We start from the raw sequence: 23,364 nt of genomic DNA, 5'->3' as shown, positions 1-23,364 counted from the left end.
GAGATACCTTTTATTTTGGTTAACTTTGTGCAATACTACACATGTAAATAATTAAATTCTAAGGAAGTGTCTTTATGAAAATTGCTGTAATTAAGGAGCAAAAAGAAGGCGAAGGACGGGTAGCAGCCACACCTGAAAATGTGCAAAAGATGGTAGAAGCTGGAAATGAAGTTCTTGTGGAGCGCGATGCAGGAATTGGTGCCGGATTTTCCAATGAAGAATTTGAAAATGCAGGAGGAAAAATTGTTTCTCATGCGGAAGCTTGGAAGGCTAAGTTGTGTATTAAAGTTAAGGAGCCTGACGAAGAAGAATATCAATATTTTGAAAAGGGTAAGATTGTTTGGGGCTTCCAGCATTTAGCCTCTGCAAAAGCTACCGTGGAAGCTATGATGCAAGCAGGAGTAACGGCAATTGGTGGTGAAACGATTGTCAAAGATGGAAAACTAGAACTGTTAGCACCAATGAGCCAAATTGCAGGGCGCCGCTCAGTAATCATGGGAGCATATTATTTAGAAGCGCAACATCAAGGCGCTGGTATTTTATTGTCAGGAATTCCAGGCATGATTTCAGCGGGTAATGTTGTAATTTTTGGTGGCGGTAACGCTGCTACCGGTGCAGCAGATACAGCACTGGGATTAGGTTGCTCAGTGGTAATTATTGAATTGAACGACCAGAGAATTCAACAGCTCCAAAAATTATATAAAGGTAAAAAAGTTCGAGTCGTTAAGTCAAATGAAGCAAATTTAGCCCAAGAAATCAAAGATGCTGATTTATTTATATCGACCATTTTAATTCCAGGTTCTCGGCCACCCAAGTTGGTTAAAGAATCGATGGTCAAAAAGATGAAGAAGGGCTCAGTCATCGTTGATATTGCAATTGATCAAGGCGGAACGGTAGAAACCATTGACCATCCAACGACGATTGACGATCCAATTTTTATTAAAGATGGTGTAATTCACTATGCTGTACCTAATCAACCAGGAGCAGTTCCACGGACATCCACGATGGCTTTGGCTGCCGGTAATTTAGATTATCTATTGGAAATAGCTGATCAGGGGATTGAAGCTGCTGGTAAAAATGATCCAGCATTAGCATCTGGGATTAACCTGTATGAAGGAAAAATTACTAATCAAGGTTTGGCAGACTCCTTGAATCTTCCATATACTGAACTGAAACTATAAAAAGGGGGTGGCGTTGATGTTAGTAGAGAAAGAACCCAGAAACCAAGTTGTAGCAGCAACCGATAATTTATTAAATCTAAACCAGATTGAAGAAGCCCGCGAGGTTATTAAAAAATATGCGCGTCGGACACCATTAGTTAAGTCCATGTTTTTGAGCAACAACGTTGTCCATGGGGATGTCTATTTAAAATTAGAGAATATGCAATTAACCGGTTCTTTTAAATTTAGAGGGGCGAATAACAAAATTAACCACTTGAATGAAGAAGAAAAACAACGAGGCGTAATTACAGCTTCAGCTGGAAATCATGCACAAGGAGTAGCTTTGACCGGTAAGTTGCTGGGAATTAAAACTACGGTAGTGATGCCGGATGAGGCGCCCCAAATGAAGCGCGATGCAACCCGAGGATATGGAGCGGAAGTAGATATTCATGGCGCAACTTTTGATGACGCTCACGAATGGATGCGAGAAAGAACTGAAAAAGAAGGAAAAACCATTGTAGATCCGTTTAATGATGCTTTAATTTGTGCTGGACAAGGAACTATCGGTTTGGAAATTCTAGAAGATTTAGTGGATGTAGAAACCGTTGTAGTTCCAGTCGGGGGCGGTGGTCTAATTTCAGGAATCGCCACGGCTTTAAAATCAATCAATCCTTCAATTCATATCGTCGGAGTTCAATCGGAAAATGTGCATGGCATGAAGGCGTCTGTTGATGCAGGCAAAATTGTTAAACATCACCAAGATTTTACGCTAGCAGACGGAACTGATGTAGCAACCCCAGGTAATATTACATTTGGGATTGTTTCCAAACTAGTGGATGAGATTGTCTTGGTTAGTGAAGAAGAAATTTCAAAAGCGATGAAAGATTTAATGCAGAGAACCAAGGTGGTTGCTGAAGGAGCAGGAGCATTGCCAACGGCCGCTTTAGAAGCAGGTAAGATTGATCCAAAATGGACTAAAGATAAGAAGGTTGTAGCTTTAGTTTCCGGTGGAAATGTGGATCTACAGCGAGTTTCACAGATTATTGATCACTTCTTTACTCCTGTTGATACGCATAAAGGTGCCATTGGGTAATTAATATTTTGTGAGTGAAAGAGGGAATCAAATTGGCAAAAAATAAGGAGCAAAAAAGCGGTAAACATGTACCGTATGTCACTAAAAAGCAACGAGGTGGTAGTCCAGCCATCTTAATCATGGGGATTATTTTAGCTATTATTTTTGGTGCATCAACGGCTTATTCAGGGATGAAAGCTGGATTAACGGTCGCCGCAGGAATTCCAGGTTCAATTATTGGATCAGGATTGGTTAGTATTTTTGCCAGAAAAAAAGGAATTTTAGGCAAAAATATACTGCAAGGCATGTCGAGCGGTGGTGAAGCCATTGCCAGTGGAATGATTTACGTTTTACCAGCCATTATTTTAATTGGCGGGCACGTTAATTTTTGGACCGGAATGATGGTGGGAATTTTAGCCGTGTTATTTGCCATTGGGAGTGCTTCGTTAGTACAAAATTATCTGATTGTAGAAGAACATGGACGTCTAGCTTATCCCGAATCAATGGCAATTACGGAAGCGTTAGTGGCCTCAGAAAGTGGTGGCGATTCACTTAAATTCTTAGGAATTGGTTTCGGAATTGGTGGTTTGATTACCATGGTTACGACCCAAGTTTTCGGGTGGCTAAACAATATGATTACTTACACCGGAAATTCATTTTATCGTTGGAAAATGTCTACTGAAGTCAATCCGATGTTAGCAGGAATCGGTTTTGTAGTTGGAATTGATGTAGCTTTAACGATGTTTGCGGGATCGATTCTTTCAAACTTTGCGGTAGTTCCGTTGGTAAGCTACTTTACCCAAATGGCTGGCGGAAGTGCTCACGTTTGGAATAATGCAGCTTTGCATATTTCACAAATGGGTGTGGATGATGTCGCTGGATCGTACGTCAAGTATATTGGGGCTGGAATGATGCTTTGCGGAGGAATCATTGGAGCAATCAAGTTGATTCCCGTAATCTGGACTTCAATTAAAAAAGTAATCAACGCTCGCAATAGCGCTACGGAAGAAAAGAATGCCCTAGGTGTGATTGCATTGATGTTGTCGGTAATTTTAATTTTTGTCGCTGGTTTTATTATTTCAGGTTCATTTTTAGTTGCTCTTATTGGTGGAATTCTTTCACTATTATTAGCTTTATTATTTGTAATTGTTTCGGCCCGTTTAGCAGGAACCATCGGGTGCTCGAACGCGCCGGTGTCAGGGATGACTATTGCTTCATTGGTAATTATGACTTTGGCCTTTGTATCAATGGGATGGACAAATCAGAACTACAGTGAAATCTTATTGCTATTTGGGGTTTTCATTGTTACCGCAATCTCGGTTGGTGGGGGTTATATGCAGACCCAAAAAGTTAACTATATGATTGGTGGTTCCAATCGTGAGATGATGAAATACTACATGATTGCCGGAATTGTGGGGGTATTTACGGTCGTAGGAACAACCGTGATCCTAGCTCCACAATTACAGGTGACCGGTTCTAACCCACCATTTGGATTACCCCAAGCCAATTTGATTGCAACGCTAACAACGGGAATTATGTCGGGAAATTTACCATGGATTATGGTCATTGTCGGAATAGTAATGGCGATTGTTTTATGGATGCTAGATTTACCAATTATGACGGTGGCTTTAGGTTTCTACTTACCAATTTCGACTACTTCGATCATTTTAGTGGGAGCGTTGCTTAAATTGATTGTAGATAAGACAACTAAGGGAGAAGCATTAAAAGCTAAAAGAATCCAAAGTGGTGTCAGTCTTTCTTCAGGTTTAATCGCTGGGGGCTCAATCATTGGTTTGATTGGTATTATTCTACACGTGACTGGTTTGCTTAAAGATGTATCACCTAAAGGTTTTGCCGCCGGAAATGCGATGGGAATCATAATCTTAATTGTATTAGCGGTTGCCATTGTTGTACCACTTTACATGATTAAAAAGGTAGAAGATCGGAAACCAAGTGATGAAAACGAGGGATGAGTATCAGTTAACAGATGATGAATTACGGGAGATTGTATTTGAAAAGAATCCACGAGTGGACTACGAACTAAAACAAGGAATTATTACAATTATTAAGCCACAAGATCATTGGATTCAAAGATTTTTCCGCAAGCTTAATTTTAAAATTCCCGAAAATACTTATTTAGATTTGGACGAATATGGGAGCTTCGTATTTCAACAAGTAAATGGTAAGCGGAGTGTCTATGAGATTGGGCAAAATTTAGGTCATAAATTTACCGAAGCTAACGAGTATTTATACAGTCGTTTGTGGTTATATTTAAATCATCTGGAAGAAAACGAACAAATTATTAAACGGATTTCTTAAATTTACGAAGGAGAATATTATGGAAGATCGAATCGAATTGTCAGCATGTACCTCAATCATGGTAGGAAAAGCAGCTTCCCTAGATGGAGCGACGTATATTTCTAGAAATGAAGACCGCCTAATTGCTATTCATCCAAAGCGTTTTTTGGTACAACCAGCAGTTAGCGGGCGTAAAGAAACTTATACATCGCCCTACAATGGGTTGACGGTGCCTTTACCAGCAAGCGGTTATCGTTATACTTCTACGCCGAATGGGGATGAAAGTGATGGTCCTAATGAAGAGGACGGCTTTAACGAAAAGAACGTTGGTGAAAGTGCCACAGAAAGTGTTTATGCAAACGAACGGGTACTGGCTTATGATCCATTTGTTAAAAATGGATTGGCAGAAGATTCAATGACTACTTTGGTATTGCCTTTTATTAATTCGGCGCGCGATGGCGTACGCTATTTGGGTGAACTGGTTAAAAAGTATGGTTCTGCTGAAGGAAATGGTGTCCAATTTAATGATGCGGATGAAGTTTGGTATATGGAAATTGTGACCGGTCATCAATGGGTCGCTGTACGAATTCCAGACGATTGCTATGCCGTGGCAGCTAACCAAATTGCTATTGAGGATATTGATTTTAACGATCCCGATAACTACATGTGGTCAGAAAATATTCAAACATTTGTGGAAGAACATCATTTGAATCCTGACCGAGATCGGTGGAACTTCCGTCACATTTTTGGAACGGATACTGAAAAAGATCATCATTACAATACTCCACGGGTTTGGTTTGCCCAAAGGTACTTGAATCCAGAAATTGACCAGGACCCTGAATCTCCAGAACTACCATTTATTCGGAAGGCTAGCCGGAAAATTGCAGTTGAGGATATTCAATATATTTTGAAATCCCACTATAACGAAACTAAATACGATCCTCTCGGAAGCGGAAGTGAGCACGATCGCAAGACTTATCGGGCCATTTCGCTATCGAGAACTGCTAATTCACACATTCTCCAAATGCGCGATAGTCGTAAAAATGGTGCTGCCGGAGTGCAATGGATTGGATTTGGCGTGCCCAGTTTCTGTCCACACGTTCCGTTCTTCACGAATGCAAATGATACAGACGTTTCATATCGAGAATTACCTGAACAAATGTCGTTAGACAGCGCCTACTGGTTATATGAAACATTAGCAATGGTCGTTGAATCGCATTATGCGGAATTTATCCAAGCGGACCTAGATTATCAAAAGGAATTATCACAGTGGGCAAGAACGAAGATTAGTGAGGTTGACCAGCAAGCTGAAAGACTTGAGGGAACCCAGCTTACGGACTATTTAACTGAACAAAATCATTTAATCGCCCAGCATTATAATGATGAAACTAAAAAACTTCTAGCAGAACTAACGAAACAGGGAGCGGAATTGTCGAAGTTGACGTTTAAGATGGATCCTGATTTGTAGTAAAAAATCTAAAATATTTTCACAGTACAAAAACATATTATCAACGCTTTTAAACGATTGGTGTTAGAGCAATTGTAGAAGCAATGACAATGTGTTTTTTATGTTACATTAATAGCATATTAGAAATTAAATTATATGAAAGCGCTTGCTTATTTTTTATAATGGCCTTATACTATGTTTGTGGTTGTTATATCAATATAACAAGTTGGTGATAAGGGATGAAAAGACAGCCGCTCTGGCAATATAAACAAATAAGTGCGGAATTAATTAGAAAAATAGAAAGTGGTGAATTAGTAGTTAATTCCAAACTTCCGTCAGAAAAACTACTATGCGAACAATATGACGTCAGTAGAATTACCGTTCGTAAAGCGTTAGCAGAATTAGAAGAGAAACACTACATAACAAGACGCCAAGGCCAAGGTAGTTTTGTTAAAGCACATTTTGAAGATGCAGGTATTAGTTACATTGATAACAATAGCGAAGATCTGCGTCGATTAGGACACTCAGTTTATATCGAATTACATGAATTTTCGATCTTAGCCGATGGTGAAGAGACGAAGGTGAGAAGAATCATGCAAATGAATAATAGTGAGTATCTATATCGGGTGAATCAAGTCTACATATCAGACCGTAGACCTATTATTCAACGTGAGACGTTTATGTCCTTTGCTGATTTTCCGTTATTAACTTCTGCAGAGTTACAAAATACGGAATTAATGCCATTACTTGCCAGAAAATTTGATTTAAATTTAAAGCGTTTACATCATGAGATAAGCACTGAAGTGGAAGATATACCTTCTAGATTGTATGGAATACCAAATACTTCACCAAGAGAATCTTATATCAAAGCAAAAACTACGTATACTAATGAAGAAAATCGTACTGTTTACTTAAGTAATGCTACAACAGCAGCATCTTCTAAAGTATTCTTTGTACGGCATAAGGAGGAAAATGTTATGTCAGAACCACATATTTTACTTACACGAGTTGATAACCGTTTAGTCCATGGTCAGGTCGGAGTAACTTGGACTAAAACTTTAGGAGCAAATTTAATTTTAGTAGCAAATGATCAAGCGGCTCAAGATATTTTGCAACAAAAACTAATGAAAAGTACAGCAGAATCTTCAGGAGCACAGATTAGATTTTTCACCTTACAAAAGACAATTGATGTTATTCAAAAAGCTGCGGATCGTCAAAAAATTTTTATCGTGGTAAAAACGCCTGAAGATGCCCTAACCTTAATTAAGGGGAATGTGCCCATTAAAGAATTGAATGTTGGAAATATGCATTTTGCACCTGGAAAAGAAGAGATTACTAAAAAGGTATATGTTGATCAAAGTGATAAAGACGCCTTAATGGGTGCTGTAAACATGGGAGTTAATGTTTATATACAGGATGTTCCAGATGATCATAAAACCGAAGTTAACTTTTAATATTTAGTTTATAAAAATACTAAGGGGGATTTGACATGTCGATAACTTTAATACAAGGGCTAATGTTATCAATATTTGCTGTGATAGCAGGTCTTGATTCATGGCTAGAAGTTTTATACATATTTAGACCTATCATAAGTTGTACTGTAGCAGGTTTTATCTTGGGCGATCCTACATTGGGTATCATGGCTGGTGGACTTACTGAACTAACTTTTGCGGGATTGACTCCAGCTGGTGGGACACAACCACCTAACCCAGCAGTGTGCGGGATAATGACTGTAGTTATTGCGCATACTGCAAGTGTAGGACCATCTACGGCTATTGGTTTATCATTACCATTCGCAATGTTAATGCAATATATTTTATTGATGTGCTATTCATTATTTTCAGTATTCATGCCAGTTATGGATAAAGCAGCAGCCGAAGGAAATACCAAGAAATTTGCTTCTGTACCATATTTAATTATGGCAATTGTAGGAGTTTTATTCTTTGTAGTAATTTTCTTATCAGCCTATGCTGCTCAAGGACCTATGCAAGCTCTAGTTAAAGCAATGCCTGTTTGGTTAATACATGGTTTTGAACTAGCAGGAAGTGCATTACCTGCGGTTGGTTTTGCAATGTTACTAAAAGTTCTTTTACGGGTCGAATATGTACCGTATTTATTACTTGGGTTTGTGGTAGCAAGTTTCATTAACTTCTCAAACGTATTGCCAGCAGCTGTAATTGGTATTGTATTTGCTATTATTGAGTTCTTTAGAGATAAAAAGAATAAACAATTACAAGAACAAATTGAAGCTCTTAAGGAAGCTGGTATAAATGGAGGCGAAGAAGATGGCATCTAACGTAGAAAATACTAAGAAAACAAGCAAGTTAAGCAAAAAAGATATTACTATGCTAGGAATTCGCTCTTCATTATTACAATCTGCTTTTTCTTATGAACGAATGCAAGCTGGAGGATGGGCTTTTGCCCAAGTTCCTATTTGGAAAAAAATTTTTGGTAATGATAAAAAGGCATTGTCTGAAGCCATGTCTGATAATATGGAATTCATCAATACTGCTCCTCCATTAGTATCGATTTTAATGGGACTTTTGACTAGTTTAGAAGAAAAAAGAGTTGATCGTCAAACTATCCGAGGATTGAAAAATGGATTGTTTGGTCCAATGGCTGGTATTGGAGATGCTATTTATTGGTTTACTTTGATGCCGATTGTTGGTGGAATTGCTGCCTCCTTTGCTTCAAAAGGTAACATTCTAGGACCAATTATCTTTTTCTTAGTCTATCTTGCAATCTTCTTGTGTCGAATCCCATTTGCACATCTAGGATATAACTTAGGTGTTAAAGCAATTGATGTAATTCAAGATAATTCGAAAATTATAGCTCGTGTAGCTACAATTATGGGACTAACTGTTATCGGAGCTTTAATTAGCCAATATGTGGCATTATCACTTAGTGTAAAAATAGGCTCTGTATCACTTCAAAAGGATTTCTTGGATAAGATTTTTCCTAATATTTTACCTCTAGGATTTACTTTCTTCTTATACTATTTGTTGAAGAAAAAAGTATCGCCAATTGTTTTAATTGTAATAGTTTTTGTACTTTGTATTATATGTTCATACTTTAAGATTATGTAGAGGTATTAAAAATGACAAAAATAAATACAATTATTACGGGACATGGTAATTTCGCTTCTGGAATTGGGAGTTCACTTAAATTACTATCTGGAGAACATGACGAAATTACATTAGTTGATTTCACTGAATCGATGAGTGAATTAGATTTGGGGGAGAAACTTGCTGACAGCTTACAGCAAGATATACCAACGCTCTATTTTACTGATTTAGCCGGCGGAACACCTTTTAAAGAAGCTATAAAAATATCTATTGATAAACCAGATGTTGAAGTTGTTTCAGGATGTAATTTGGCCGCATTGTTAGAGACTATGTTCAATGATTATGATAATGTACAAGCTTATGCTAAAGATTTAGTTGAAATAACTAAAAAAACAGCGGATTTAGCAGATTTTAGTACAAATATTGAAGAAGAAAATATTGAAGATGGAATTTGATAATTAAGTTTAACCTTAAAATAAAAAGCTCTTAAGTGATGTGAAATCCCCATAATTATTAGATATTGTACTAATAATTATGGGGATTTTTTATGTAAGAATTTAAGGCTGTTTTAGTTTGTGAATATCAGTTAGAAATAATGAAAAACCTAGCAGAATTTATTTTGCTAGGTTTTTTTAAAAAAACCATTGACTATTTTTTTGAATCCGCTTACACTTGTTGTGGGCTCAAATAAATAATATATATATCTTTTCTAAAAATGTTTTGTTGTTTTTTAGGGGTTGATAATAATATAAAGTATATGATTATAAAAAAAAGGACCGAGGGGCGGTAATATGAAATTTAAGGAGCTTTCACCATCTACTTATGCAGAGGAATTTATTCGTTCAAAAATTTTGGTAGAAGAGGATGGGACAGCAATTAAATCTCAAAGAGAATTATCTGCTGATTTAGGGGTTAGTAGAAATGCAATTAAGTATGCATTGAAAAGACTTCAGTATGATGGGGATATACGTATAAAAGAACGACAAGGTATAGAGATTAATAAGAAACGGGATATTAATCTTCTAAGTATGGAACCAATGAGTAAGGAATTAAAACAAGCAGAAATGCATATTAAGCATATTTCTAGTGAAATAATCAAAACTCCAGATTCATTAGTTGATTTTTTTGGGAATGCAACCGAGTTAGCGGAAATAAAGAGAATTAGACTTGATGATAAAGATGTTGTATCTTTTGAAATTTCTTATCTAGATAATCGAAAATTTGAAGATATAGCTAGCGTCAATTTTAATGAATGCTCATTATATCAAATTTTGGAAAATAGATATGGAAAGCTACCAATATATGGGTATGAAAATATAACATGTGTCTTGGCGAATGAGAGCTTAGCAACTAAGTTAAATGTGAAAATAAATACGCCATTATATCAAGTAGATAGTTATAACTATTCTGATGATGATAAAGCAGTAGAACATACAGCTCAATTTTTACCAGCTAATAAAATTAAATATCATTTTAAAGCAAAAAATATTTTTGATTATCAAGAGGATGATGACGATGACATTATTTAAAGATATATACAAAGATCTTGATAACAAAATAAAAATGGGACTCTATAAGAAGGGCAGCGCATTACCAAATGAAGGAGAACTTCAACTGATTTATGGAGTAAGTAGGACAACTATCAGGAACGCCGTCGATCAGCTAGTTTTAGAAGGTAAAGTAATACGAAAAAGAGGGATAGGATTATTTGTATCTCCAAAGGTGACTAAGCAAAACATTTTAAATATGACGGGAATAATTAAACCAACGTATTTAAAATCAGAAGAAAAGATAAAAATTAAAGATGCCTATTTACGTAAAGCTGGAGCCTATTATGCACAGATTTTTAATATTAGCCCTGACGTACTTGTGTACTATATCACTTTATTAGCTTTTTCAGATGAAGAAAAAACATATGAAAAAATAATTATGCCGTTAGACTTATTTCCTGCATTTGATCCTGAAATCTTGAAAGTAACTTCAATTATTGAAGCGATTAATACAGGGACATCGGATGTTCAGGATGTTTATCAAGACTTTCAATTAGTTGAAGTGAATGAAGAAGATAGTAAATATTTAAGTATAGAATCTGGAAGCCCAGTATTTAAAATCACCAACACATTTAGCGATAACGAAGAAAAAAATATCGCAGTGGAATATAAATTGCAAAATGCGCTAACTACTAAATATAAAATTGATTTCGATTAAATTGGAGGATATAGAAATGATAAAACTTCTTAGAGTAGATCATCGATTATTACATGGACAGGTGGCAGTTTCTTGGTTTAATGGTTTAGACGCCAACACGATTTTAGTTGCCAATGATTCTGTTGCCAATGATGATTTTCGAAAATCAGCAATTCGATTAGCTAAACCTGAAAATGCAAAATTAGTAATGAAGTCAATTGATGATAGTGTACAAGCAATTAACTCAGGGGTGACTGATAAATATAAAATGCTAGTGGTTGTTGAGTCAGTTGCAGATGCAAAAAAACTAATTGAGGGTACTGGAGGAAAGATTGAAGCTTTGAATTTAGGCGGAACAAAGGCTCGTGAAGGTACTACTAATTATTCCAAAACTATTAATTTAACTGTTGAAGAAGCAGAACAAATAGCAGAATTGCAACAGCAAAATGTTGATGTATATATACAACAGGTACCGAATGAAGACAAACAAGAATTTCATAAAAAATAAATAAGGAGGTTGTATTATGAATCAATATGTTACTGCCATATTATTAGCTTTAATAGCAATGTTAGGTAACGGGGAGTATTTTTTAGGATCGTCTATGCTTTCTAGACCATTGGTAATGTGTACATTAGCTGGATTGATTACAGGAAATATTCATGAAGGAATTATAATGGGGGCAACTTTAGAGTTGGCTTTCGTGGGATCTTTTTCGATCGGAGCTTCGATACCACCAGAGATTATTTCAGGAAGTGTCCTAGGGACGGCGTTTGCAATTGCAGCAGGTAAGAGTACAGCGGTTGCTTTAACACTAGGTATTCCAATTGCTTCACTAGTATTAGTTATTAAGAACCTTTGTTTTATTTTTATCCTACCTTATTTTGTACATAAAGCAGATGCGTATGCTGCCGAAGGTGATGGACGAGGTTTGAGTAGAATGAATGTTTTAGGTGGCTTTTTTTCAGTGAACTTACCAATCGGTTTGGTGGTAGGAATTTCATATCTTTTAGGAAGCCCAGTAATTAAATCTTTCCTTGCAATTATACCTAAATTTATTATTAATGGTCTTGGAATTGCTACGGGACTATTGCCAGCTTATGGTTTTGCTCTTTTATTGAAGATGATGATCAATAAAAACAATGTGACATTCTTTATTTTAGGTTTTGCCTTGGCGGTTTATGCAAATATTCCAGTAACAGGGGTGGCTATTTTTGGAGCTTGTTTAGCGTTAGTATTAACAGGTTATTCATCATACAAAGATAAATTTAGTACAAAGACAACACAAGTTGCTGCAGATGGAGGATCTTTGCCAGACGGTACAGGGAATAACGGAGGTATAAATTATGAAGATGAAGAGTTCTAAATTACTTACTAGAAAAGATTTAATGTCAACATTTTGGCGTTCATTTACTATGGAGTGGGCATGGAACTATGAAAGACAATCAAATTTAGGGTATAGCTATTCAATGATTCCAACTCTACAAAAAATATATAAAGGAAACGATGAAAAGCTAAAATCAGCATTCAAACGACATTTAGAATTTTTCAATATTACGCCTTGGTTAAGTACGTTCCCTTTGGGGATTTCGATCGCAATGGAAGAACAAAATGCATTAACGCAGGATTTTGATGAAGATTCCATTAATAATATCAAAATTGCATTAATGGGACCTTTAAGTGGTATTGGAGATTCATTTTTTTGGGGAACGTTGCGAGTTATTGCTACGGGAATTGGAACATCTTTAGCATTTCAGGGTAATATACTTGGCCCTTTGCTATTCTTACTGATATTTAATGTTCCGGCAGTGATTGCTCGATATTATGGTTTGTTTATTGGATACAATATTGGAGCTTCATTTATTGATAAGGTTCAAAAAACTGGATTGATGGATAAGTTAACTTACGGTGCTTCTGTGTTAGGCTTAGGGGTTGTCGGTGCTATGGTCGCAACAATGGTAACAATTAAAATGCCAATGAAAATTGGATCTGGGGCAGATGCACAAACTATTCAAAAGATTTTTGATGGAATTGTTCCGGGAATATTGCCCTTACTATTCACACTATTTATTTTCTTACTAGATAAAAAGGGTTGGAAAGCCCAATATATTTTATTATTAATTGCAGCATTAGGAATTTTTGGAGCATGGTCTGGACTATTAGGCTAGATAGAAAGAGAGGAAATTTTTATGAAAAGCATTGAAGATTATGTACATTTAGAATCTAAATTTTATCAAAAAGTGATGGATCAGCGGAAAGAGTTGTTTGAAAATAAATTTACCGATATAGACGTTTCGAGCATTGATAACGTTGTAATTTATGCAACTGGTTCGAGTTCAAATGCGGCATTTGGAGCATTACCATTTGTAAGCAAAATATTGGGGTTGCCAGTACGAATTGAAGAACCATCAATTTCTGAAAATTATTTAATGAATGTTAGCGAAAATACATTGTGTATTGCAATTTCACAAGGAGGACATAGTTATTCAGTTGTGGAACTAGTCGAGAGACTTCAAAAAGCTGGACATACTGTATTTGCTTTAACTAGTGAAGATAATAGCCCCTTGGCAAAAAAAAGTGATAATTTATTGATGATGGGGATGCCAATCGAAGAGATGCCCTATGTTAGCGCTGGATATAGTGTGGCAATCTTAGATTTGATTTTGATAGCGCTTACTGTGTCGCGCATGAATAATGGTATTTCTGAAACAACAGAAGAGAATTATTATTCATTAATTAATAAGATTATAAGCAAAGTACCTAAAGTTGTTGAGCAATCAACTTGTTGGGTAGAAGAAAAAATTGATCAATTTTCAAAAGCGGAACGAATAATTTTTATTGGATATGGAGCTACATACGGTGTGGCTCGCGAGGGAGAAACTAAAATTACTGAAGCCGTGAGAGTTAGTGCTTGGGGTAAGGAACTTGAAGAATACATGCACGGCCCTTATTTAGGATTACACAAAAAGGATTTTATCGTATTTATTGAACCTGATGGTAAGCTACAAGGACGTGCAAATTTACTAAAGAAATTCTTGAATCAACATGTAGATAATATATTTACGATATATGCAAATGATAGAACAACTGATGACAAAGATCTTCATTTATCTCTAGAAACAGACGAGCTATTGGCTGCGTTATTTATGACGATACCGATTCATTTATTAGCATATCGGCTATCTAAAATAAAAAAAATAGATTTAGAAGCATCGGCGTATCCAGATTTCGATAAAATTACCGCATCTAAAATTTAAAAAAAGAAGGGCAAAATAATGAAAAAAGTTAACAAAGAAGAATTAATCAAAAAGATGAATGGAGCTTTAAAATTACGTGAAGAAATCAATAAATTTGTGGATGATTTTTATGAACGTGGATTTACTAATATTTGTTGGTTGGGAATTGGCGGGACATATGCATCTTCTATGCAAGCCGTAGTGCATATGAAAGAAAAAACAGCGTTGGAAACTTTTTACCAAAATGCTGCTGAATATTTAACTACTGGGAACAAGCGAATTACTGATAAAACCTTAGTAGTGACGTCATCGGTTACTGGGAATACAAAAGAAGTTGTTGAAGCGGTAAGTAAAATGAGAGATACAGGTATTACAGTTTTAGGATTTATTGATAATAGTGATGCTGATCTGGCTTCAATGGTATCCTACTGTATTTCATACCCAGAGAACGAACAATTAAAGTTCTTCATGGTGGCAGATCGACTTATGTATTTGGAGGGTGAATTCCCAGATTATGAAGAATTTTATCAAGAAATGAATGAACATTTTGCAGAAGATATTGCAAATATTGAAGCAAATGCAGATACTTTTGCTATGAAATTTGCAGAAGAACATCATGATGATAAAATACATTATTTTGTAGGAGCCGGAAATCAATGGGGGGCAACGTACTCGTATGCTATGTGCTATTGGGAAGAACAACATTGGATTCGTACAAGAGCTGTTGAAGCGGCGGAATTTTTCCATGGAATGTTCGAAGTGATCGATCGTGACACTCCAGTTACTGTATATGTTGGTGAAGATAGTCAGAGAAAATTAAGTGAAAGAGTCGCTAACTTTTTACCACAAATTTGTGGTAAATATACAATTATTGATACTAAAGACTATGATCTCCCAGGTATTTCAGAAAAATTCCGTGGAACATTATCGCCATTCGTTTTTCACGCTATTAATAATAGAATTGATGTAAATATTGAACATATTAATCGACATCCTATGGATATTCGTCGATATTATCGTGCGCTAGACTATTAAAAAGGGAAAGATGACAAAATGGTACCAGTAATTGTATGTACACATGGGAATTCGGCACTAGAATTGGTCGAATCAGCAGAAATGATTTGCGGAAAGCAAGATAATTGTAAGACTGTTCAATTCTCAATGGGGGAAAACCTAGAAGATCTAAAAAGTGAATTATCTGAAAAAATAAAATTTTTTGATGGCAAAGTAATTTGTATGACGGATTTAGTTGGTGGAACACCATTTAACACGTTAGTCATGTTAAAAAAGAAATATCCAAATTTAGATATTGTGTCTGGGGTTAATATACCAATGCTATTGCAACTGTTTGTTTATCGTTCGCAATTGGAAAAAGAAGAGCTTGTTAAAACGGTTATTACAGCAGGTAAAAAAAGTATTGAAAAGTACGAATTTAAAAGTGTTATAGAAGATGATTTTTAAACATTTTTAGGAAATTAAAATAAATCCATTCAGTGAGGATCCTCACTGAATGGATTTTTTGTATCTTCACTTTTGGTGATTAGTTAAAATTCTTTTATTTACCAGGCACATAATCAGGATCAATAATTAAAACCGGTTTAATAACTTCACCTGAACGAGAAGCAGCATTTGCTTCATTAATTTCGTCAAAATTAAAGAATTTTTCAGTCTTATCAAAATCAAACATGCCAGCTTTGTAGAATTCGATTAAACGAGGGATGTCAATTTGTGGAATCGAATCGCCCATGTTGACACCGACAATCTTCTTGTCATCTACACAAAGATCATTCCAAGTATCAAGGTCAATGTGATTTGGTGTTACAGCGATAGTTGCAGTGGTACCACCTTGGGTTAGAACTTTGATGGAATCTTCCATGACTTTAGTGATACCAGTTGTGTCAACAGCCCAATTAACTCCGAGGCCGCCAGTTAATTTTTTCACTTCTTCGACTACATCAACATTTTTACTGTTGATAATGTCAGTAGCACCTAATTCTTTGGCTAAGGCTAAACGAGAATCAACAATATCAATTCCAATCACTTTTGTACAACCAGAAATCTTACCAGCCATCATAGCTGCTAAACCAACGGCTCCTGTACCAAATACGGCGATGGTGTCACCGGGACGTGGTTGAAGAGTGTTGAGAACGGTACCTGAACCAGTTACATAGCCACATCCAAGTGGTCCAACTTTACGAAGATCGATATCGTCATCAATTTTAACGGCATTTCGTTCACGAACAACGGTCGTAGAAGTGAATGAACTTTGGTCAAACATATCTGCAACGTGCTTGCCATTTTCAGTGAAGTGGCTTGAGCCATCTGGACGTACACCAGAAAGGTTGTTAGCGGCGTAGTTACGGCATTGAGTTGGGATTCCACGTAGACAATTATCGCAATTTCCACAAGCATAGAAACTTAGAATGACATGGTCGCCAGGTTTAAATTGTGTAACTTCTGGTCCAACTTTTTCAACGATTCCGGAACCTTCATGGCCAAGAACAATCGGATAATCAATAATAGCATCGCCCACCCGTAGAGCTTCGTCAGAATGACAAATTCCACTGGCAACCATATGAACTTGAATATCGTCTGGCCCCATTTCAGCTAATTCAATATCATCTTTAATCTTAAAATCACTATTTTGTTGATCGACAACTGCTGCTTTAATTTTCATGAACTAAGATCTCCTTTGTGGATTGGTATGTATGATTCATAAACTAATTATTTCACAAAAAGAAAGCGTTTGCAAAACTAACTTTGTATAAATAACTTATTTTTAATTTACGCTTGAAAGAGTGCTAATATGCGGTTATATTGGTGTTAATTAGCAGAGAAGAATAATTTGGAGGACAAATCATGCAGAAATTAGTATCAATCGATGTAGGTGGAACATCAATAAAATATGGCCTGTGGGATGAAAATACCAAGCAATTAAGTGACAAAGGAAGTATTGCAACACCTGATAATATTGAAGATTTTTATCAAGTTCTTCAACAAATTAAAGATAGCTTTAAAGATGTCGATGGAATTGGAATGAGTATCCCAGGTGCAGTAGACCAGCGCACGGGGGTGATTGGTGGCATTAGCGCCATTCCATATATTCATAACTTTCCAATCCAAAAAGAACTAGAGGCACGATTAGAAACTAAAATAACAATGGAAAATGATGCTAACTGTGCGGCTTTAGCTGAAGTATCAATTGGTACAGCTAAAGACATGAATAACGTACTATTTGTAGTTATTGGTACTGGCGTAGGTGGTGCGGTTGTAATAAATCGTCAAATCGTTCACGGAAGCCATCTTTACGGTGGTGAATTTGGTATGATGTTAGCGTTAGAAAATCAACAGCTTAGTAAAGTTGGAACGGCTGTGCATCTCGGTCAAAATTATAATGACAAATATGATAATAATTTATCCGGGCGAGAAGTTTTAGAACTTGCTTATAAGGGTGACAAAAATGCCATGAAAGAGGTACAAAAGATGTACGATAATCTTGCGCATGTCATTTATAATATTCAGTTCGGAATAGATCCAGAGGCAATCATTATTGGTGGTGGAGTTTCTGCTAATACTAATTTTATTAAAGGATTGAATCAAACTCTTCAAAACCTTATGATAAATCTTCGCGATATTCCAATTACTCCTCAAGTAAAGGCTGCAGAGTTACATAATGATGCTAATTTAGTTGGTGCGGCATATAATTTTTATAATTGATAATATTGGCCTTATTACCTAAGCTACTATAGCGAAATCTAATTACAAAAAACGTCCTTGATGTAGAGAAATACATCAAGGACGTTTTTTGTTTTTAAATATTATAAGCTAACAGTTTCTTTACTGTCTTTCAAATCGAATTCTTTAACTTCTGTTCCTACATGAACAAAAAGTTTTGGTTGAGCTGAAAGAACTGTAGTATCAACGGTTAAATTACCTCCGTTAACATCAACGGTAATTTCTCCAAGTACATTTCCCTTATTATCAACAACACGTTGTGAATGAGTTCCTTCGGTCATTTGATATAAGTGAAGTTCAGGAGCAGCTGCATAATCGTAATCAGCGTGTTCAGCATCAGGGTTAGTTAGTAAGATACTATTTTCACGAGCTAACAATGGTAGGTTCAAATAGTCGTATTTTTCAGTAATCCATTCACCATTATTATTAATATCGTACACTTTATTAGTTAAGATGTTAGTCCATTTACCACCTGAAATATAGTACTTAATAGTACCTTCTTCGTTGAAAATAGGAGCAACTAACAAGTTAGAGCCGAGCATGTATTGAGTATCCAAATGATAACTGTTTTGATCTTCGCCAAATTCAAGGAACATTGGACGCATCAATGGCACACCAGTTTCATGAGTACGGACAGCTTCATCATAGAGATATGGCATTAGAGTTAACTTGTTTTTAACAAATTTACGTGTTACGTCAACAGCTTCTTCATCGTAGTTCCACGGAACACGATATTCGATATTACCGTGGTAACGACTGTGAGAAGAAAGAAGACCAAATTGAGTCCAGCGCTTGTAAATATCAGCTGAAGCGTTATCTTCAAAACCACCAATATCGTGACTCCAGAAACCAAATCCTGAAAGGAGGAATGATAATCCACCGCGAAGTGAATCAGCCATTGAAGTATAACGTGATAAGTTATCGCCACCCCAGTGAACAGGGAATTTTTGTGAACCTACTGTAGCTGAACGAGCAAATACAGCAGCTTCGCCTTCGCCTTTCTTTTCCAACAATACATCGAAGACCGCTTTGTTGTATAGGTAAGTGTAGTAGTTGTGCATGCGTTTTGGATCGGAGCCATCAAAGTAAACAGCATCTTCAACTGGAATTCGTTCACCAAAGTCAGTCTTGAATGCATCCACACCCATATCCATCAATTCGCGGAGGTAATCTTTATACCACTCAGTCGCTTCTGGGTTAGTAAAATCAACGATGCCTTGACCAGCTTGCCATAAATCCCATTGCCAAACGTTACCATCGCTATGTTTGATGAAGTAACCTTTTTCTTTACCAATTTTGAATAAACGCGATTTTTGACTGATGTATGAGTTTAACCAAACACAAACTTTGAGACCTTTATCGTGAATTCTTGAAATTAGACCCTTTGGATCTGGGAAAGAATCTTTGTCCCATTCAAAACTTGTCCATTCAAAGCCCTTCATCCAGAAACAGTCAAAGTGGAATACATCAAGTGGAATGTTACGTTCTTTCATTCCATCAATAAATTTCATAACAGTTTCTTCACTGTAATCAGTAGTGAAGGAAGTTGAAAGCCATAAACCAAATGACCATGCTGGTGGAAGAGCTGGTTTACCAGTTAATGATGTGTAGTTTTCAAGAATTTTCTTTGGAGTAGGGCCGTAAATCACAAAGTATTCAAGTGATTCACCTTCGATACTAAATTGAACGCGTGAAGTATTTTCTGAAGCTACTTCAAATGAAACAGTTTCAGGTTGGTTAACAAATACACCGTAGCCTTTGTTAGTGATGTAGAATGGAATATTCTTGTAAGCTTGTTCGCTACCAGTTCCACCATCTTTTTGAGTAATATCAACGCTTTGACCATTCTTTACGAATGAAGTGAAACGTTCACCAAGTCCATAAACTAATTCGTCAATACCGATTGATAGTTGTTCACGCATGTAATGTTTCTTAGTAGCAGTTTCGGTGATTTCACCTTCAGCATTGGGTTCAGATTTAGTGATAACTTTACCATTAGCTTTAAATTCGATTTTAAAATCACTACCATCTACAGGAAATACAGCAGATAAGTCACCAGATTGGATCTTAAGTTTGTTGTCTTCTGTAGATGTTTCTAAACTAACGTGTTGATCGTTTAGACCAAAACTAGGTCCTTTTTGAAGTTGATCAAAGTGAGTTAATTTAACACCGATTACATTTTTAATAGGTGATGTAACGTCAATAGTAGTCATACCAAGATTTAAAGTATCACCACGTTCGTTAATCTTCTTATAAGGAGCAAATACTTGTACATTATCGTCATGAATATCGTAACTATATACTTGTTTCGGATTATTTACTTCGAAACCTTCTTTATCTAACCAATAACCATTTGTAAATTTCATATTACTAATGAGCCTCCTTGAATTAATAGATAAATCAATTAATAAGCAAAACTAACAAACCTTTTCAAAAACAAATTGTAAGCGAATACACTTTCAATGTCAACGCTTTTATTATTTTTTGAAAACGCTTTACAAAAATATCTAAGTATGTATAATGTTGTTTGTAAATAGAACTAACAAACCTTTTGTATCATAATAAAAAATTAGGAAAAGGGTGCTAATATTATGGAAATACCACAAAAAGAACCAGTACATACACATAATTTAGTTTCATGGAAAGAACGCATTAGTTATGCTGTGAGTGATTTTGCATGTAACTTGTCATTCCAAATGATTGGAACATACTTAATGTTCTTCTATACAGATGTTTTCGGGATTACAGCAGCTGCAGTAGGAACGTTATTCTTGGTGGCTCGTATTGTGGATGCTATTGATGGTCCAGTTTGGGGATTATTAATTGATCATACCCATACAAGATGGGGTAAGAGTCGTCCATTCTTCCTATGGTTTGCTATCCCATTCGCAATTTTCTGTGTATTGTGTTTCACAACACCTAATCTAAGCATGGGTGGAAAGGTTGTTTGGGCATACATCACATATATTGGAGTAGATGTTTTGTATTCAGCTGTAAATATTCCAATTACTTCAATTTTGCCTAGTTTAACAAATGATACTGATGAACGTGTAACTCTAAGTACAATTCGTCAATTCTTTGGTACAGCAGGCGCAACCATTGTTACAGTTGCAGCATTACCAATGGTTAACTTTTTTGGTGGTGGCAATCAACAAAAAGGTTTCTTTATTAGTGTATTAATTTTGGCTATTATCTCTGCAATTTTATTGTTAATAACTTTTGCTAATACAAGAGAACGTATTCAAACTAAGAGTTCAAGAAAATCCATTCCAGTTAAACAATCTTTGAAAGCGCTTAAGAAAAATTGGCCTTGGGCAATTATCATTTTTATCAATTTCATTTACTGGCTTGGAATGCAAACCAAGAGTCAAGTTACTGTTTATTTCTTCAAATACAACATGCATAACGCCGGATTAGCTTCATTGGTATTAGGTTTACAAATTGTGGCATTGTTGGCAGTTGTTATTACACCAGCGGTAGCTAAAAAAATTGGTAAGAGAAATACCATGTTAATGGGAATGTTCTTAGCAATTGTTGGTCAATTAATTTTGAGTATAGGTGCAAGTCAATTAAATGTAGCAATCATTATTGTTGCAACCTTGGTTGGATATCTAGGAACAGGTTTTGTTTCAGGATTAATCGCTGTTATGTTAGCTGATTCAGTGGATTATGGTGAATGGAAGAATGGGGTTCGTGCTGAAGGTATCGTTACTTCATTCTCTAGCTTCTCTGCTAAACTTGGAATGGGTATTGGTGGTGCAGTAACTGGTATGATTTTGAGTGCAGGTGGTTATGTAGCTAATGCTACACAAACAGCAACAGCCTTAAGAGCTATTGAACAAAATTACATTTGGGTTCCAATTATTGGTTTTGGACTATCAGCAATTGCTTTGTTATTCTACAAGGTAGATGGTGTTGAAGACAAGATGCAAGCAGATCTTGCAGCAAAACATCAAAAAGAAAATGAAGAAGAATAATATAAGTAATTAGGGAGAGCAACATGGTAATTCATAAAGAAACGATGCGATCAGCAAACGAAAAATCAGTTTTACAGAGAATTTTTACCGAAGGTCCGATTTCAAAAAGCCAGGTAGCTAGGGATGTTAGCCTAAACAAAGTGACTGTGTCACAAATAATCAATAAATTTATTTCAAGTAGATTGGTTGTTGAAGCGGGATCTGGAGATAGCACACAGCAAGGCGGTAGAAAACCTGAGCTGGTACAGATTAATTCGAAATATGGATATGTGGTTTGCATCGATCTTGGATATCAAGAATTATCAGTACTTTCTATGTCAATTAATGGTCAAAAATTAGATAGTAGACATACAATTTTTGGAAATGACGATATAAATATAGCTATTGAAAAAATATATGAAATATTGGTCGAATTTCAGGAAATGCATAAAGAACGATTGCTAGGACTTTTAGTATCGATCCATGGAATCGTTCATAAAAATCAAGTTATTTATTCTCCTTTTTGGAATATGAAACAAATTGATTTGGCTGATACGTTGTCAAAAAAATTTGATATACCAGTAATTTTAGAAAATGAGGCTAATTTGACAGCCACTTTTGAGCGCGATTATAGCGTAAATGAAATTCAGAATGCAGTCAGCATTAGTATGCATAAAGGTATTGGTGCAGGAATAATTATTGATGGCGAATTGTATCGAGGACGAAAAGGTGAAGCAGGCGAGATTGGTCAAACGGTTGCTTTTGAAAGTGAAAATCAGTCACTTGAGAAAAGCAACAAAATTGAAGACGTTTGTTCTCCCCAAGTAATTTTAGCGCGGATTAAAAATGCTAAAAAATTGGAATATATAAATTGGCAACTAGTTCGACAAATGTTTGATGATAAAGATCAAGAAACGTTAGAAATTTTAAAAGAGTTTGAGAATAATGTTGCAAAGATAATTAATAACGTAATTGTGTCATTTGATCCGGACGTGTTAGTTGTTAATGCATACATTTTCAAAGAATTTCCAGAAATTTTAGAACGAATAAGTAATGGTTTTGCACATGTTTCGGTTAGAAATACACCGATTGTTTTAAGTGAGAACGTTAAAAATGCAAGTCTTTATGGCGGCTGTGCCCAAATGATTCGAACTATTTTAGGTGTTTCGAAACTTAAATTACAATACAAAAAATAGAAGAGGTTTTTATA

The 23,364-nt window shown here is 35.9% G+C and carries 22 protein-coding genes; 20 read left to right on the top strand and 2 right to left on the bottom strand.

What is annotated here, in order from left to right:
• The first annotated feature begins 74 nt into the window (after nucleotides 1-74).
• The 17 genes from ald to HFC68_RS07780 all read left to right on the top strand — a co-directional run bounded on the left by ald (nucleotide 75) and on the right by HFC68_RS07780 (nucleotide 15,924).
• Complete coding sequence (gene ald / locus HFC68_RS07860) at nucleotides 75-1,181, top strand: alanine dehydrogenase (RefSeq protein ID WP_011672892.1); 1,107 nt, start codon at nucleotides 75-77, stop codon at nucleotides 1,179-1,181.
• Nucleotides 1,182-1,197: 16 nt separating this feature from the next.
• Complete coding sequence (tdcB, locus tag HFC68_RS07855; RefSeq protein ID WP_167399764.1) at nucleotides 1,198-2,253, top strand: bifunctional threonine ammonia-lyase/L-serine ammonia-lyase TdcB; 1,056 nt, start codon at nucleotides 1,198-1,200, stop codon at nucleotides 2,251-2,253.
• A 32-nt stretch (nucleotides 2,254-2,285) separates the two neighbouring features.
• A complete protein-coding gene (locus HFC68_RS07850; protein ID WP_011672894.1) occupies nucleotides 2,286-4,205 on the top strand; it encodes an OPT/YSL family transporter in 1,920 nt (639 codons plus the stop codon).
• Nucleotides 4,189-4,551, top strand: a complete 363-nt coding sequence (locus HFC68_RS07845) for a PqqD family peptide modification chaperone (protein WP_011672895.1) — start codon at nucleotides 4,189-4,191, stop codon at nucleotides 4,549-4,551. Before HFC68_RS07850 ends, HFC68_RS07845 begins: the two co-directional genes overlap by 17 nt.
• Before the next feature lie 19 nt (nucleotides 4,552-4,570).
• A complete protein-coding gene (locus HFC68_RS07840; RefSeq protein WP_011672896.1) occupies nucleotides 4,571-5,998 on the top strand; it encodes a C69 family dipeptidase in 1,428 nt (475 codons plus the stop codon).
• A 218-nt stretch (nucleotides 5,999-6,216) separates the two neighbouring features.
• Entirely contained in the window at nucleotides 6,217-7,431 is a 1,215-nt protein-coding gene (gene agaB / locus HFC68_RS07835) for a PTS galactosamine transporter subunit IIB (RefSeq protein ID WP_011672897.1), read from the top strand.
• A gap of 35 nt (nucleotides 7,432-7,466) precedes the next feature.
• Nucleotides 7,467-8,273 carry a PTS galactosamine transporter subunit IIC gene (gene agaC, locus HFC68_RS07830; protein ID WP_041526943.1) on the top strand — a complete coding sequence of 269 codons (807 nt, stop codon included), beginning with the start codon at nucleotides 7,467-7,469 and terminating at the stop codon, nucleotides 8,271-8,273.
• Nucleotides 8,263-9,063 (top strand): PTS galactosamine transporter subunit IID, encoded by an 801-nt coding sequence (gene agaD / locus HFC68_RS07825; protein WP_011672899.1) that lies wholly within the window; start codon nucleotides 8,263-8,265, stop codon nucleotides 9,061-9,063. The genes agaC and agaD overlap by 11 nt, the downstream gene beginning before the upstream one ends.
• Before the next feature lie 11 nt (nucleotides 9,064-9,074).
• On the top strand, nucleotides 9,075-9,497 hold the full coding sequence (locus HFC68_RS07820) for a PTS sugar transporter (protein ID WP_011672900.1): 423 nt from the start codon (nucleotides 9,075-9,077) through the stop codon (nucleotides 9,495-9,497).
• Nucleotides 9,498-9,833: 336 nt separating this feature from the next.
• On the top strand, nucleotides 9,834-10,571 hold the full coding sequence (locus HFC68_RS07815) for a GntR family transcriptional regulator (protein WP_011672901.1): 738 nt from the start codon (nucleotides 9,834-9,836) through the stop codon (nucleotides 10,569-10,571).
• The gene (locus tag HFC68_RS07810; protein WP_011672902.1) at nucleotides 10,558-11,250 is read left to right on the top strand and encodes a GntR family transcriptional regulator; all 693 of its coding nucleotides are present in this window, start codon (nucleotides 10,558-10,560) and stop codon (nucleotides 11,248-11,250) included. Before HFC68_RS07815 ends, HFC68_RS07810 begins: the two co-directional genes overlap by 14 nt.
• Before the next feature lie 16 nt (nucleotides 11,251-11,266).
• Nucleotides 11,267-11,737 carry a PTS sugar transporter subunit IIB gene (locus tag HFC68_RS07805; protein ID WP_041526945.1) on the top strand — a complete coding sequence of 157 codons (471 nt, stop codon included), beginning with the start codon at nucleotides 11,267-11,269 and terminating at the stop codon, nucleotides 11,735-11,737.
• Nucleotides 11,738-11,753: 16 nt separating this feature from the next.
• Nucleotides 11,754-12,593, top strand: a complete 840-nt coding sequence (locus tag HFC68_RS07800) for a PTS sugar transporter subunit IIC (RefSeq protein ID WP_011672903.1) — start codon at nucleotides 11,754-11,756, stop codon at nucleotides 12,591-12,593.
• On the top strand, nucleotides 12,574-13,395 hold the full coding sequence (locus HFC68_RS07795) for a PTS system mannose/fructose/sorbose family transporter subunit IID (protein ID WP_011672904.1): 822 nt from the start codon (nucleotides 12,574-12,576) through the stop codon (nucleotides 13,393-13,395). The genes HFC68_RS07800 and HFC68_RS07795 overlap by 20 nt, the downstream gene beginning before the upstream one ends.
• Nucleotides 13,396-13,416: 21 nt before the next feature.
• Nucleotides 13,417-14,484 carry an SIS domain-containing protein gene (locus HFC68_RS07790; RefSeq protein WP_041526946.1) on the top strand — a complete coding sequence of 356 codons (1,068 nt, stop codon included), beginning with the start codon at nucleotides 13,417-13,419 and terminating at the stop codon, nucleotides 14,482-14,484.
• An 18-nt stretch (nucleotides 14,485-14,502) separates the two neighbouring features.
• Nucleotides 14,503-15,498 carry an SIS domain-containing protein gene (locus HFC68_RS07785; protein ID WP_041526947.1) on the top strand — a complete coding sequence of 332 codons (996 nt, stop codon included), beginning with the start codon at nucleotides 14,503-14,505 and terminating at the stop codon, nucleotides 15,496-15,498.
• 18 nt (nucleotides 15,499-15,516) lie between these two features.
• Nucleotides 15,517-15,924, top strand: a complete 408-nt coding sequence (locus HFC68_RS07780; RefSeq protein ID WP_041526948.1) for a PTS sugar transporter subunit IIA — start codon at nucleotides 15,517-15,519, stop codon at nucleotides 15,922-15,924.
• A gap of 94 nt (nucleotides 15,925-16,018) precedes the next feature.
• On the opposite strand, the gene HFC68_RS07775 is transcribed toward HFC68_RS07780, so the two are convergent.
• On the bottom strand, nucleotides 16,019-17,140 hold the full coding sequence (locus HFC68_RS07775; RefSeq protein WP_011672905.1) for an NAD(P)-dependent alcohol dehydrogenase: 1,122 nt from the start codon (nucleotides 17,138-17,140) through the stop codon (nucleotides 16,019-16,021).
• A 182-nt stretch (nucleotides 17,141-17,322) separates the two neighbouring features.
• On the opposite strand from HFC68_RS07775, the gene HFC68_RS07770 reads away from it, so the two are divergent.
• Nucleotides 17,323-18,180 (top strand): ROK family protein, encoded by an 858-nt coding sequence (locus HFC68_RS07770; RefSeq protein WP_002834331.1) that lies wholly within the window; start codon nucleotides 17,323-17,325, stop codon nucleotides 18,178-18,180.
• Nucleotides 18,181-18,281: 101 nt separating this feature from the next.
• Here HFC68_RS07770 and yicI read toward each other — a convergent pair whose 3' ends face one another.
• On the bottom strand, nucleotides 18,282-20,564 hold the full coding sequence (yicI, locus tag HFC68_RS07765) for an alpha-xylosidase (RefSeq protein ID WP_011672906.1): 2,283 nt from the start codon (nucleotides 20,562-20,564) through the stop codon (nucleotides 18,282-18,284).
• A gap of 225 nt (nucleotides 20,565-20,789) precedes the next feature.
• On the opposite strand from yicI, the gene HFC68_RS07760 reads away from it, so the two are divergent.
• A complete protein-coding gene (locus HFC68_RS07760) occupies nucleotides 20,790-22,175 on the top strand; it encodes an MFS transporter (RefSeq protein WP_011672907.1) in 1,386 nt (461 codons plus the stop codon).
• 23 nt (nucleotides 22,176-22,198) lie between these two features.
• Nucleotides 22,199-23,350, top strand: coding sequence for an ROK family protein (locus HFC68_RS07755; protein WP_011672908.1), 1,152 nt, complete (start codon nucleotides 22,199-22,201; stop codon nucleotides 23,348-23,350).
• The last annotated feature ends 14 nt before the right edge of the window (nucleotides 23,351-23,364 follow it).

The organism is Pediococcus sp. EKM201D, assembly GCF_011800215.1.
GTDB lineage: Bacteria > Bacillota > Bacilli > Lactobacillales > Lactobacillaceae > Pediococcus > Pediococcus pentosaceus.
Note: the sequence above shows the minus strand (reverse complement) of the source record. Positions and strands in the feature narration are given on the sequence as shown.